This is a genomic window from Phenylobacterium sp. (assembly GCF_016793285.1).
Taxonomy (GTDB): Bacteria; Pseudomonadota; Alphaproteobacteria; order Caulobacterales; family Caulobacteraceae; genus Phenylobacterium.
The window spans coordinates 1-11,305 of the sequence record NZ_JAEUMO010000240.1 but is presented as its reverse complement, the minus strand read 5'-3'; the positions used below and the strand labels follow the sequence as shown (position 1 = coordinate 11,305).

The window sequence follows — 11,305 nt, the reverse complement described above, 5'->3', positions numbered from 1 at the left end:
TCGCGGTCGTACTGGTTCTGGCCGCGGCGGTCGCGCAGGTTGACGACCGTCGACAGGGTGGCCCAGCCGAGGTCGGTCTGGGTGGTGAACTCCAGGTTGCTCACCCGCTGCTTGCCGGTGGAGTCGGTGTTCCACGGCGTGTCGTACTTGTCGGTGAAATAGCCCTGCGGGAAGTTCGCGTTGGCGAAGGTGACGACCTGGTACACTAGGCCCGGCACGCGTTCGTTCGACCGCTCCAGCATCAGGTTCGCGGTGAACGGCCCGTTGTCGTAGCGCAACTGGCCGCGGAAGAACTGGCGGTAGGTGGCGTCGGCGTAGCGGTCGATCGTGTAGAGGCGGTAGAAACCCTTCTCCTGCTCGCCGAGCGCCATGCTGAACCGCGTGGACCAGTTGTCGTCGATGGGCAGGTTGAGCGCCATCTCCACTTCGCGCTTCTGGTGGGACCCGACGGTGCCCAGGACATAGCCCTCGTACTTGTCGCCGGGCCGCGCCGAGATGACGTTGATCGTCCCGCCCGACGCGTTGCGGCCGCCCAGGCCGCCCTGCACGCCGCGCAGCACTTCCACGCGCTGGATGTCGAAGAGGTCGAGGCCGGTGAACGTGCGGCCGGCGACGTTGCCGCCGCCGATGAAGGCCCCGTTGCGGAACAGGCCGACGCCGGCCTCGGCGTTGGTGGCGCGCGAGGTGCCCGAGCCGCGGATCGAAACGTCGGAGGTCAGGGCGTTCGAGGTGTTGGCGAAGTTCACGCCCGGAGAGTTGCCGAGCAGTTGCTGGGCGTTGGCGAGACCGCCCTGGTCACGGATGTCTTCGACGCCGAGCGCGGTGGCGGCGACCGGCACGTCGCGCAGCTTCTCCTCGCGCTTGCGGGCGGTGACCGTCAGCTCTTCGACCTGCGTGTCGCCGCCGCCCGTCTGGGCGAAGGCCGGCGCCGCCATGGCGCAGCAGAGGACCGCGACCGACGCGCGCAGCAGCATCATCCGTTGGTTCATGTCTTCCCCTCTCGAGACCCGGCCCCTCGAACCGGAGGCCTTGGCTAGGTTCTTATTCCTATTTCGTCACTAGGAATAATGTCGCACCGCCCGCAGGATTTCTGAGTGGCGCGGCCGGTGCGAAGCGCCGTTACCGGTCGGTGACAGGCATCGTGACGCTACCGAGGCCGAACAGCGATTTCCAATACCCGCAGGGCTTGGGGCCATAGCCGGGCGGGACGTTGACGCGCGCGAAGCAGCGGCGGGAAGGTCGGGCCATGATGGCGATAAACCGCAGGCGCTGGATCGCCGGCGCCGGCGCGGCCCTGGTCGTCCCGGGCGCCGCCTCGGCCGCCCGCGCGGCGGAGGGCAAGGCCGTGTACGACTACGTGTTCCTCGACCTCGAGGCGCCGAAGGGGGCGGTTGCGTCGCGCGCCTACGCCGAACGGGTGAAGGCGCAACGGCCGGCGGTCGCGGCGGGCGGCGGCGAGGTGCTGGGGCTGTTCACGCCGCAGATCGGCTGGACCGCGCGGCAGGCCGCCCTGCTCGTGCGCTGGCGGCAGGACGCCGCGGCGCGGGAGGCCCAGATGCAGGCGCTGAGCGGCGGGGCGGGCGTGCGCAGCGCCCAGCGCAGCCGCCTCACGCCCACCTTGCGGCCGGACGGCGACGCGCGGCCGGCGGCGGGCGGGATCTACGTCCACCGCTGGTTCGTCGTGGAGACCGGCGACGTCCCCGAGTTCCTCGAACTGTCGGGCCGCGGGTGGGCCGATTTCGAGCGCAAGTTCGACGCCAGGATCTTCGGCCTGTTCGCCGTGGAGCGCTCGGCGGCGGACACCCGCGAGGGCGTCCAGCGCATCCTGCTCATCACCCGCTACGGGGATCACGGGGTCTGGGAAAAATCGCGCGATCCGTCGACCGAGGCGATGGCGGCCTTCCGCCGCCGGTCCGAGATCACCCGCGACACCTGGAACGACAGCACGCTGCTGGTCCCGATCGGGGGCTGAGGTCAGGGCGCGTAGCTCGACCGGCCCTGGATCCCCCAGCGGCCGTCCTGCCGCGTCACGATGTAGATGGAATCGAAGCCGCCGATCAGGCTGTTGTCCTTGCGGTAGCGGCTGAAGCGCGTGTCGATATGCACCTTGTCGGCGCCCGCGTGGATCACGTCGCGACGGTCCCAGGCCGAGTGGTGCCAGTCGCTGAGCGACCCTTGCGTGAACATCTCGGGCTTGTGGTAGCCGGGGTTGATGATCGTCACCTTTCCGGACGCGAAGCGGACGTGCGGGAAGTTGAACGAGGCCTCGAAGGCCTTCAGGTCCTGGGCGTTGAAGCCCTGCATGAAGGCGTCGAGGCAGCCCTGGGCGGCGGCGATCTCGGCCGCGAACTTCGCATACTTCGCCGGCGCGGGCGGGGCGGCGACCGACTGGCCCATGGCCGGCGTGGCGGCGGCCACGGCGCCGGCGCCGGCGGCAAGGATGGCGTCTCGGCGGTTCACCATCGGCGGTCTCCTCCTCACGGCAACAGGCCCTCGGTGTCGAACGGCCACTCCTGCTCGGGGGAATCCAGGTTCAGGAGCTCGGCCGCATTGTGGCGCCAGGCGCGGATCATCTGGCCGTGCCAGTGCAGGAACTGCTCGTCCTTGTCGGGATCGCCGCGCTCGACCCAGTAGGCCAGGCAGTCGTTGCAGTACGAGATCATCGGCTCCAGCGACAGGTCCAGCATCGCCGGACGCTCGGACCGGGGCGGCGGACGCTCGGGATACCAGAGCAGGCCCCGCAGGCGGCCCGCGACGCGGTTGCGGATGGCCTCGTAGGCGCCGCGGTAGGCGGGGTGCTGGTTACCGTGGCGGACCAGCAGGATGTAGCCGTCCTCGAACGAGCGGGCCGCCTCCAGCGACTTGCGCATGCCGCCGCCGTAGCCGGTCCAGGGCTTGGCGTCCTGGGCCTTCAGGCGCCGCACGGTCTCGGCGAAGATCGCCTGGATGAGCGCGTCCTTGGACGGGAAGCGCCGGTAGAGCACCACCTTGGTCACCCCGGCCGCCGCGGCCACCTGCTCCATGGTCGCGCGGCCGAGCCCGTGCCGGCGGAAGACGGCGGCGGCCACGCGCATGAAGTGCTCGCGGCGCTCGGCCTCACGCTCGGTGCGCGGTCCCGCGATCTCGTCGTTGGCGGCTACATACGACTTCGGCATCCCGGGGCGACCCTCGCACAGAGCACGGCGGCCCGCCACGCCATCCCCGGATAGCCACGAGCTATGCGGACGTCGCGTGGCGCGCCGGCGCGGCCTACGGGTAGATCCTCACGAGCTCGCCCTCGATGCGGCGGACGCCCTGGCGCATGCTGGTCCACTGCGGCTCGACGTTGCCCTTGTCCCAGGCGGCGATCTTGGCCTGCAGGCGCGCCACGACCTCGGGCCGCGAGGTGGCCAGGTTCGTCTTCTCGCCGGGATCGCCCTTCAGGTCGTAGAGCAGGACCAACTGGCCCAGCGGCGAGGGCCTGGCATGCACGCCGTCCGGCGTCACGCGCGACTCGCTGGCGCCCTGTTCCGACGGGTCGGCGCGGTTGATCGTCCACATCTTCCAGTCGCCGTCCCGGATCGCGAAGTTGAGGCCCGAGCGCCAGTAGAGCGTCGGGTTCGGCGTGTCCTTGCGCTTGCCGGTGACGTAGGGCGTCAGGTCGACGCCGTCGGAGCCGTTGGGCATCCTCGCGCCGGCCAGGGCCGCGGCCGTCGGCGCGATGTCGAGGCTCGAGACGACCCGGTCGTCCACCTGCCCCGCCTTGATGTGGCCGGGCCAGGCCATGAGGAACGGCACGCGGACGCCGCCCTCCAGGTGCATGCCCTTGTAGCCGTTCAGCGGCGCGTTCGTGCAGGCGTCGCCGATGTAGCCGGCGCAGCCGTTGTCGGACAGCAGCACGACCAGCGTGTTCTTCTCGAGCCCCTCGGCCTTCAGCTTGGCGCGGATGGCGCCCACGCTGTCGTCCAGCGCCGAGACCATGGCGGCATAGACCCGCTGGCCCTTGTTCGTGACGTCCCGGTAGCGGTCGATGTACTTCGCCGGCGCCTGCAGCGGCGTGTGCGGCGTGGTGTGGGCCACGTAGAGGAAGAACGGCTTGTCCTTGTTGGCGCCGATGAAGCGCACGGCCTCGTCGGTGAAGGCGTCGGTGAGGTACTCCTTCACCTCGACCGGCTCGCGGCCGCGGGTTATGGGCGACTTCGCCCGCAGGCGCGTCATCTGCTCGATCTCGGTCCCCGCGCCCAGCCCGCCGCCGCCCTCGGCCGTGCCGTAGGTGGCCTCCACGCCCGGCGGGCTGTGGAACTCGTCGCCCGGATGCGGATCGACGATGAAGGCGTTGGCGCCGGCGGTCGTCCCGAAGTACTCGTCGAAGCCGCGGGCGGCCGGATGGTAGCCGCCGGACTGGCCCAGGTGCCACTTGCCGACCATGCCGGTGTGGTAGCCGGCCTTCTGCATCACCTGGCCGACGAACACCTCCTTCAGCGAGACGCCGCCGGTCGCGTCGCGGCCCACCGGATTGAACTCGTAGCCGAAGCGGGTCTGGTAGCGGCCGGTCATCAGCGCCGCCCGCGACGGCGCGCAGACCGGGTGGGCGACGTAGCCCTGGGTGAAGCGCACGCCGTCGGCCGCCAACGCGTCGATGTTCGGCGTCTTCACGATCTTCGAGCCGTAGACGGCGGTGTCGCCGTAGCCGAGGTCGTCGGCCAGGATCACGATCACGTTCGGTTTCGCGGCCGTCGCGGCCGCCGCGGCCTGCGGGGCGAAACCGGCCGCGGCGGCGGCGGCGAGCGTGATGAGGGCGGCGCGCTTCATGGGGACTCCTGACTGTCGGCGCCGACGCTAGCGGCAAGCGGCGCAATCATCTGCACAGGCGTCTGGCACAGTGCTATAGCCGCGGGGCATGGAGCTGCGTCACCTCGAACAGATTCTCGAAATCTGCCGCGCAGGCGGGTTCTCCGGAGCCGCGCGCAAGCTGCAGATTTCGCAGCCGACCCTGTCGAAGAGCATCGCGCGGCTCGAGGCGCAGCTCTCGCTGAAACTGTTCGAGCGGTCGAATGGCGCGGCGCGGCCCACTGCCTACGGCGCCTTCGTCGCACAGCGGGCCGAGGCCCTGCTGCAGGGCGTGTCCGCCCTCTCCCGCGACCTGGAGCAGTTGGCGCGCGGCGAGGAGGGCCGGATCCGGATCGCCGTCGGCCCGGCCTCGCGGCTGAAGCCCCTGCCCGAGCTGCTGCGCCGCATCGCCGTGCGCTTCCCCAAACTGCACGTCGAGACGGTGCAGGAGACCGGGCCCGGCGTGATGACCGCCCTGCAGGACGGCCGGGTCGACATCGCCTTCGGCTACTCCGAGCACGCCGCACGCTACGGCGACCTGATCCGCAAGAAGATGTTCGAGGACCGGGTGATCTTCGCCGCGCGGCCCGGGCATCCGGCCCTGTCGCTGAGGGACGCGGGCCCGCGCGAGCTGCTGCGCTATCCCTGCGCCCTCGCCAACGTGCTGCCGGGCATCGAGCAGTGGGCGGGCGAGACCAGCCGCGAGGAGGCCGAGAACCTGCGCGCCTTCGTCAGCGACGACTACAGCCTGATCATCCAGCGGGCCCTCGACACCGACACGCTGGCGGTCGGGGCCGGCTTCCTGTTCGGACGCGAGTTCGCCGAGGGCCGCCTGCAGGTGGTCTCGGGGACCCTGGACCTGACCTATGCCTGCTGGATGCTGACCACCGCCGAACGCTGGCGCTCGCCGCTGGTCAAGGCCATGGCCGAGCTCTCGAAGGCGGCTGTCACCGAAAGGCCCGCCAGCGCGGCCGCCTGATAGCTGGCAGCTATGGTGTAGACACGGGCTCGGAAACTAGTGACACTATGAATGTCACTTTCTCGAGGACCTGCCATGCTCCGTCTGTTCGCCGCCTTGCTGGCGCTCGCCGTCGCCCTGCCCGCCGCTGCCCAGGCGCAGGCGTTCGACGGCCTCAAGGTGGTCTTCTGCGGCACGTCCGGACCGCTGCCGATCCGCGACCGCGCCAAGCCCTGCACCGCGATCCAGGCGGGCGACAAGCTCTACATCGTCGACACCGGCCCGGAGTCCACCGAGAACCTGCTGAGCTGGCGGCTGCCGCTGGCGACGGTCCAGGCCGTGTTCATCACGCACCTGCATTCGGACCACATCGGCGACCTGGGCGAACTCAACATGCAGAGCTGGGTGGCCGGACGGGCCCAGCCGCTCAACGTGGTGGGCCCCAGCGGCGTCGACAAACTCGCGAAGGGCTTCAACCTCGCCTACGAGAACGACCACGGCTTCCGCCGCGCCCACCACGAGCACGGCGGTTTCGGCTTCCCCATCGCCGCCGGCCTGCTGAAGCCGAAGGTGGTGACGGTTCCGAAGCCCGACGGGACCGCGCTCGCGTGGACCGACGGCGACCTCAAGGTGACCGCCATCCGCGTGGCGCACGAGCCGATCGACCCGGCCTTCGCCTACCGCTTCGACTACAAGGGCCGTTCGGTGGTGATCAGCGGCGACACGCGTAAGTGGCCGCCGCTGGCGGTCGCCGCCAAGGGCGCCGACGTCCTGATCCACGAGGCGCAGAGCAACGCCATCATGCAGACGCTCGCGAAGGCGCTCGCCGGCATGGGCAACGCGCGCCAGGGCTCGATGATGGCCGACACCACGACCTATCACACCGAGCCGGTCGAGGCGGCCGACATCGCCCGCGCCGCCGGGGTGAAGGCCCTGGTGCTCAGCCACCTCACCCAGGCGGGCCTGCCGCTCTTCAACGCCGAGGCCTTCACGCGCGGCATGGATGCGGGCGGCAAGATCGACTGGCGTCTCGCCAAGGACGGCATGACCATCGAACTGCCGGCGGGCAGCTCGGAGGTGAAGTTCGGGTCGTTCTGATCGCGCGATTGTGGCGGCGTCGACATTGCGCCGCCGCTTTGGCCGTGGAAGCTGGGGGCCGTTGGTCGTCGGGGACTTCGGCATGAACGTCGCGCGCAGCATCGGCATCGCAGGCCTCGCGCTGCTGGTCACAGCCTGCATGGGCGGCCCTTCCGGCCGGCGCGGGCCGCCGCCGGGCTTCGGCGACGAGGACGAGGGCGACGGGCCGCCCCGGCCGCGCGTCCAGCTCTTCGTCAGCCCCTCGGGCCAGCCGTTCCGTGCGCCACCCGGCCAACCCTACCCGTCGGCGGCCTGGTTCGCCGCCGCCGACGCCGACCACGACGGCAGGCTCACCCGCGCCGAGTTCCGGGCCGACGCCGACGCCTGGTTCAGGGCGCTCGACGCCGACGGCGACGGCATGATCGGCATGCCCGAGGTCACCCGCTGGGAAGAGGAGCTCGTGCCCGAGATCGCCCGCATGGCGATGGGGGGCGGCATGGGCATGGGCGGCGGCGGACGAGGTATGGGCCGCGGGGGGATGGGCGGCGCGCGGGGCCGCAACGAGCTGAACACCCGGGCCCAGGGCGCGGCGGCGTTCAGCCTCATCAACGAGCCGCATCCGATCCGCGGCGCCGACTCCGACGTCGACTACAAGGTCACCCGCGCCGAGTGGCGCGCCGCCGCCGACCGGCGCTTCGCCATCCTCGATCCGGACGGCGACGGGGTGGTCCTGGCCGCCGACCTGAAGCGCACGCCCGCCCAGTTCGCCCAGGAGCAGGACGCGCCGCGCTCGAACTTCCGCCGCGAGGCGGTGGGACCCGGCGCGCGCCGCTAGGCCGGCCCGCCGGCCAGTTCCGCCAGCACCTCGGCGGTGTGCTCGCCCAGCGTCGGGGCGGGATTGCGGATGGCCGGGCGCACGCCGTCGTAGGCGAAGGGCGCGGCCGGGATCAGGTGGTCGCCGACGTAGCGGCGATGCGAGCCGATCCAGAAGCCGCCGGCCATCAGTTGCGGATCGTAGCAGAGCTGGTCGGCGCGCTGCACCGGCGCGGCCGAGACGCCGGCCGCCTGCAGTTCGAGCGCGGCCGCCTCGGGCGCGCGCGCCGCGGACCAGGCGGCGAGCGCCACCTCGATCGCATCCTCGTCGTCGCGCGTGAGGTCCGGACGGCCCAGCACGCGCCGCAGGCCGTCCAGCGCCGCGGCGGCGCCGGCCGACACCGCGAGCCAGCTATCGGCGTCCGCCCCGGCCACGACGGCGGCGAAGGCGCGGGCGCGGCGGGCGCCGGTGCGGGGCAGCGGCCCCGCCACGAACTGCTGGGCGACGATGGCGTCGGCCGAGAACTGGAAGAGGCTCGCGACCTGCGCCAGGTCGATCTCGGCCCCGCCCATGCGGCCCCGTCCGTAGAGGCAGGCCAGCACGGCGTTGGCGGCGGTCAGGCCGGCCAGCGGGTCGCCGAACGCGACGTGTTGCAGCGAGGGCGGCCAGGCGTCCTTGCCGTTGACGAACGGCAAGCCCGACGCCTGCTCCACCGTCGAGCCGTAGGCGCGGACGCCCGAGAGCGGCCCGCCGTTGCCGAACGCCGGCATGGAGACGGCGATCAGGTTCGGGTTCAGCGCGCGACGGACCTCCGGCCCCAGGCCGAGCCGCGCCATCACCCCGGCCGCGAAGTTCTCGACCACGACGTCGGCGCCGGCGACCAGGGCCTTCGCCGCGGCCAGCCCCTCAGCGCTGGCCAGGTCCAGCACGACGCCGCGCTTGTTCCGGTTCATCGCGATGAAGTTGAACTTGATCTCGTAGGGCGGCGGATCGCCCGACTGCTCGGTCTCCCAGCCGCGCCACCAGTCGGGATGGTCGGCGGACTCGATCTTCACGACGTCGGCGCCGAGGTCGGCCAGGGTCCGGGCACAGAGCGGGCCCGCCCAGCCCATCGAGAAGTCGACCACCCGCAGGCCCTTCAGCGGCCCGTCGGGCCCCTGCGTCGCGACCGGCTGCGGCGGGCCGCCGAACGCGATCCGGTAGGGCAGCGTCGGGCCGACCACCCCGCTGTCGTCGAACGGCGCGAAGGCCGCGCGGGCGGTCCAGTGCGGCACGCCCGGAAGCTGCGCCAGGTCGTGCATCGGTGTGATCGGAATCTTCGCCTCGAAACCCAGCGCGACCCACTCGGCCACCGGGCGCGTGGCGAAGGCCGGCGCGATCAGCGCATCCACCTCGTCGCCGAGGACGAGGCGCTCGATCGCGGTCGCGAAGCGGTCGTCGCCGCCGAGTTCGGGGCGGCCCACGATGGCGCACAGCGCCCGCCACTGCGCCGGCGTCAGCGCGCTGACGCCCACCCAGCCGTCGGCGGCGCGGTAGCTGGAGCATGGATAGGTCGGCACCAGCCGGTTCACGCCGAGGCGCACCGCGAGGCCGCCCTCCATCAGCGCCGAGATGGCGCCGGTCTCCAGCAGGCACATGTAGGCCTCGAAGACGTTCGCCTCGATCCGCGTCGGACGCGGCCGGGCCATCAGCGCGCCGAGGGCGGCGTTGAAGCTCGCCAGGCCGGCGGCGATCTGGGGGCCGTGCCCCTGGGCCAGCGTCGGCGGACCCTCCACCGGCCCGACCGGGTAGGCCATGCCGGTCAGCGCATGCAGGATCTCGTCGCTGCCGACCCAGTCGGCATAGGGGCCGTCCGGGTGGAACCAGCGGATGGCGAGCCGCGTGGGCGAACCCGGCAGGTTTCCCGCCAGCGCCTCCCCCGCGGCGACGCCCGCCGCGTCCTGACCCGAGATCACGAGGTCGACCGGTCCGTCCGGCGCATCGGCGCGCTTCCCGGCGTCGAGCCAGCGGCCGTAGGCTTCACCGGCCGCGCCCGCATAGCCGATGGCGGTGTCGTCGCCGCCCGGCGCGCGAACCACCGTGGCGCCCATCTGCGCGAACAGTCGGCCGCAGAACCGCACCGCGACGCCGCGCGAGGCCTCGACGACGGTCAGCCCTTCGAGAAGACGCTCCACGCCGGCTACTGGCCGCCGGCTTCGGCGTAGAGGCCGTCGGTGCGCATCGCGTTCCAGAAGTTGGCCGGGAAGCTCCAGAGGTCGTCGGCCTTCAGGCTGGCGACGAACCCGGCCTTCGACGTGCCGGCCTTCGCCGAGGCGCGGGCGCGGTCCAGCAGGGTCTGAAGCTTGCCGCGGAAGACGCGCACCTGGTCCCTGGTCCAGGGCTCGGCGCCGTGGCCAGGGATGGCGCGGTCCCAGTCGAGCCCGAGCGTCGCGTCCAGCGAGCGGATCCAGCCGCCCACCGAGGCGCCCGAGGCGTAGTCGAAGTTGGGATTGGCCGCGTTCAGCTCGTCGCCCATGGCCACGACCTTCAGGTCGGGGAAGTAGACGATGGTGTCGGCGCCGGTGTGGGCCGGGGCGTAGTGGAACAGCCGCACCGACTTGCCGCCGAGGCTGACGGTGTGGGTCGTGTCGTAGGTGACGGTGGGCTTGGTCGGCGGGACGGTGTTGCCGGCGGTCGGGGCCGGCGTGAAGCGTTCCAGCAGCCCGCCCAGGTTCTTGTGCGCCGTGACCGCGGCGTCGGCGGCGGCGAAGCGGCCGGTGTTGCCCGAGTGGTCGGCGTGGTGGTGGGTGACGATCATCACCTTCACCGGCTCCTGGCTGACCGTCCGGATCTGGGCCATCAGGTCGTCGTAGACCTGCTGGCCGGGGTTCTTGCCGTCGACCACGACGAGGCCGGCGGGCGTGACGCGCACGGTGACGTTGCCGCCGGCCCCGGTGACCATGAAGAGTTCGGGCTTCACCGGCTTGATCGCCTGCGGCGCGGTGGGCGGCGGCGGGAGCGCGGGCGCCGGGACGTCGGCGGCGAAGGCGGACGTTGCGAAGGCCGCCAGCGCGACGGCCAGGCCCAGTCGGATTGCGCGCATCGCAGCGTCCTCCCTTGGTCTTTTGTCGGATGCTCGCGCGGGATCGGCGCACTTGTCTAGGAACCTTTGGCGGCTATCCGCGTAGCGGCTCCCGGTGGGACCGCCGGCGTCGTGCAGCGGCCGCAAGCTGTCAGGGAGCTATGAGCATGCGATCGGCTACAGAAACGGCGCAGGACGCCAAGGTGAAGGCGATGGCCAAGGCGAAGGCGCTGGCGCCCGACCTGCCCGCGCGGATCGGCAGCACGCCGAAGACCACCTTCCGCGGCGACGCCGACGTGTTCGGCCGCCTCGTCGAGGATCACGACCGGCACCGCGCGCTGCTGGCCATGATCGAGGAGACGCACGGCCGGTCGGACGACCGCGTGCGGCTGTTCGAGGAACTGACCTATGAGCTGAAGGGCCATGCGGCGGCGGAGGAGCAGGCGCTGTGGTCGACGGTGATGCGCGACCCGAAAACGACGGACGACGCGCGCCACGCGGTCCACGAGCACAAGCAGATCGACGAGATGCTGGCCGACCTCGCCGCGCGCGACATGGCCTCGCCGGGCTGGCTGCGCCGGTTCGC

The 11,305-nt window shown here is 71.8% G+C and carries 11 protein-coding genes; 5 read left to right on the top strand and 6 right to left on the bottom strand.

The window, feature by feature from the left end:
* A partial coding sequence (locus JNL41_RS20490; RefSeq protein WP_293478033.1) for a TonB-dependent receptor occupies positions 1-989 on the bottom strand: 989 nt, incomplete at its 3' end.
* 257 nt (positions 990-1,246) lie between these two features.
* Here JNL41_RS20490 and JNL41_RS20485 point away from each other — a divergent pair.
* Positions 1,247-1,972 (top strand): hypothetical protein, encoded by a 726-nt coding sequence (locus JNL41_RS20485; RefSeq protein ID WP_293478032.1) that lies wholly within the window; start codon positions 1,247-1,249, stop codon positions 1,970-1,972.
* A gap of 2 nt (positions 1,973-1,974) precedes the next feature.
* On the opposite strand, the gene JNL41_RS20480 is transcribed toward JNL41_RS20485, so the two are convergent.
* The 3 genes from JNL41_RS20480 to JNL41_RS20470 all read right to left on the bottom strand — a co-directional run bounded on the left by JNL41_RS20480 (position 1,975) and on the right by JNL41_RS20470 (position 4,791).
* Positions 1,975-2,463 carry a hypothetical protein gene (locus JNL41_RS20480; RefSeq protein WP_293478031.1) on the bottom strand — a complete coding sequence of 163 codons (489 nt, stop codon included), beginning with the start codon at positions 2,461-2,463 and terminating at the stop codon, positions 1,975-1,977.
* Between the two features lie 14 nt (positions 2,464-2,477).
* Positions 2,478-3,155 (bottom strand): TetR/AcrR family transcriptional regulator, encoded by a 678-nt coding sequence (locus JNL41_RS20475; RefSeq protein WP_293478030.1) that lies wholly within the window; start codon positions 3,153-3,155, stop codon positions 2,478-2,480.
* Positions 3,156-3,249: 94 nt separating this feature from the next.
* Positions 3,250-4,791: a sulfatase-like hydrolase/transferase gene (locus JNL41_RS20470; RefSeq protein WP_293478029.1), complete on the bottom strand. Its 1,542-nt coding sequence runs from the start codon at positions 4,789-4,791 to the stop codon at positions 3,250-3,252.
* An 88-nt stretch (positions 4,792-4,879) separates the two neighbouring features.
* On the opposite strand from JNL41_RS20470, the gene JNL41_RS20465 reads away from it, so the two are divergent.
* The 3 genes from JNL41_RS20465 to JNL41_RS20455 all read left to right on the top strand — a co-directional run bounded on the left by JNL41_RS20465 (position 4,880) and on the right by JNL41_RS20455 (position 7,679).
* Positions 4,880-5,788: a LysR family transcriptional regulator gene (locus JNL41_RS20465; protein ID WP_293478028.1), complete on the top strand. Its 909-nt coding sequence runs from the start codon at positions 4,880-4,882 to the stop codon at positions 5,786-5,788.
* Between the two features lie 75 nt (positions 5,789-5,863).
* Positions 5,864-6,865 carry an MBL fold metallo-hydrolase gene (locus JNL41_RS20460; protein ID WP_293478027.1) on the top strand — a complete coding sequence of 334 codons (1,002 nt, stop codon included), beginning with the start codon at positions 5,864-5,866 and terminating at the stop codon, positions 6,863-6,865.
* An 82-nt stretch (positions 6,866-6,947) separates the two neighbouring features.
* A complete protein-coding gene (locus tag JNL41_RS20455) occupies positions 6,948-7,679 on the top strand; it encodes a hypothetical protein (protein WP_293478026.1) in 732 nt (243 codons plus the stop codon).
* On the opposite strand, the gene JNL41_RS20450 is transcribed toward JNL41_RS20455, so the two are convergent.
* Together JNL41_RS20450 and JNL41_RS20445 are read right to left on the bottom strand one after the other, a co-directional pair.
* Positions 7,676-9,832: a CoA transferase gene (locus JNL41_RS20450; protein ID WP_293478025.1), complete on the bottom strand. Its 2,157-nt coding sequence runs from the start codon at positions 9,830-9,832 to the stop codon at positions 7,676-7,678. The two genes, JNL41_RS20455 and JNL41_RS20450, sit on opposite strands and share 4 nt — an antisense overlap.
* A gap of 5 nt (positions 9,833-9,837) precedes the next feature.
* Positions 9,838-10,740: an MBL fold metallo-hydrolase gene (locus JNL41_RS20445; protein ID WP_293478024.1), complete on the bottom strand. Its 903-nt coding sequence runs from the start codon at positions 10,738-10,740 to the stop codon at positions 9,838-9,840.
* A 146-nt stretch (positions 10,741-10,886) separates the two neighbouring features.
* Here JNL41_RS20445 and JNL41_RS20440 point away from each other — a divergent pair.
* Positions 10,887-11,305: hemerythrin domain-containing protein (locus tag JNL41_RS20440; RefSeq protein ID WP_293478023.1), on the top strand; the 419-nt coding region annotated here is incomplete at its 3' end.

What these genes read in the sequence shown, in the direction of transcription:
- JNL41_RS20455 (WP_293478026.1), top strand. Translation starts at nt 6,948, where the DNA reads ATGAACGTCGCGCGCAGCATCGGCATCGCAGGCCTCGCGCTGCTGGTC.
- JNL41_RS20475 (WP_293478030.1), bottom strand. Translation starts at nt 3,155, where the DNA reads ATGCCGAAGTCGTATGTAGCCGCCAACGACGAGATCGCGGGACCGCGC.
- JNL41_RS20465 (WP_293478028.1), top strand. Translation starts at nt 4,880, where the DNA reads ATGGAGCTGCGTCACCTCGAACAGATTCTCGAAATCTGCCGCGCAGGC.
- JNL41_RS20485 (WP_293478032.1), top strand. Translation starts at nt 1,247, where the DNA reads ATGATGGCGATAAACCGCAGGCGCTGGATCGCCGGCGCCGGCGCGGCC.
- JNL41_RS20445 (WP_293478024.1), bottom strand. Translation starts at nt 10,740, where the DNA reads ATGCGCGCAATCCGACTGGGCCTGGCCGTCGCGCTGGCGGCCTTCGCA.
- JNL41_RS20470 (WP_293478029.1), bottom strand. Translation starts at nt 4,791, where the DNA reads ATGAAGCGCGCCGCCCTCATCACGCTCGCCGCCGCCGCCGCGGCCGGT.
- JNL41_RS20480 (WP_293478031.1), bottom strand. Translation starts at nt 2,463, where the DNA reads ATGGTGAACCGCCGAGACGCCATCCTTGCCGCCGGCGCCGGCGCCGTG.
- JNL41_RS20460 (WP_293478027.1), top strand. Translation starts at nt 5,864, where the DNA reads ATGCTCCGTCTGTTCGCCGCCTTGCTGGCGCTCGCCGTCGCCCTGCCC.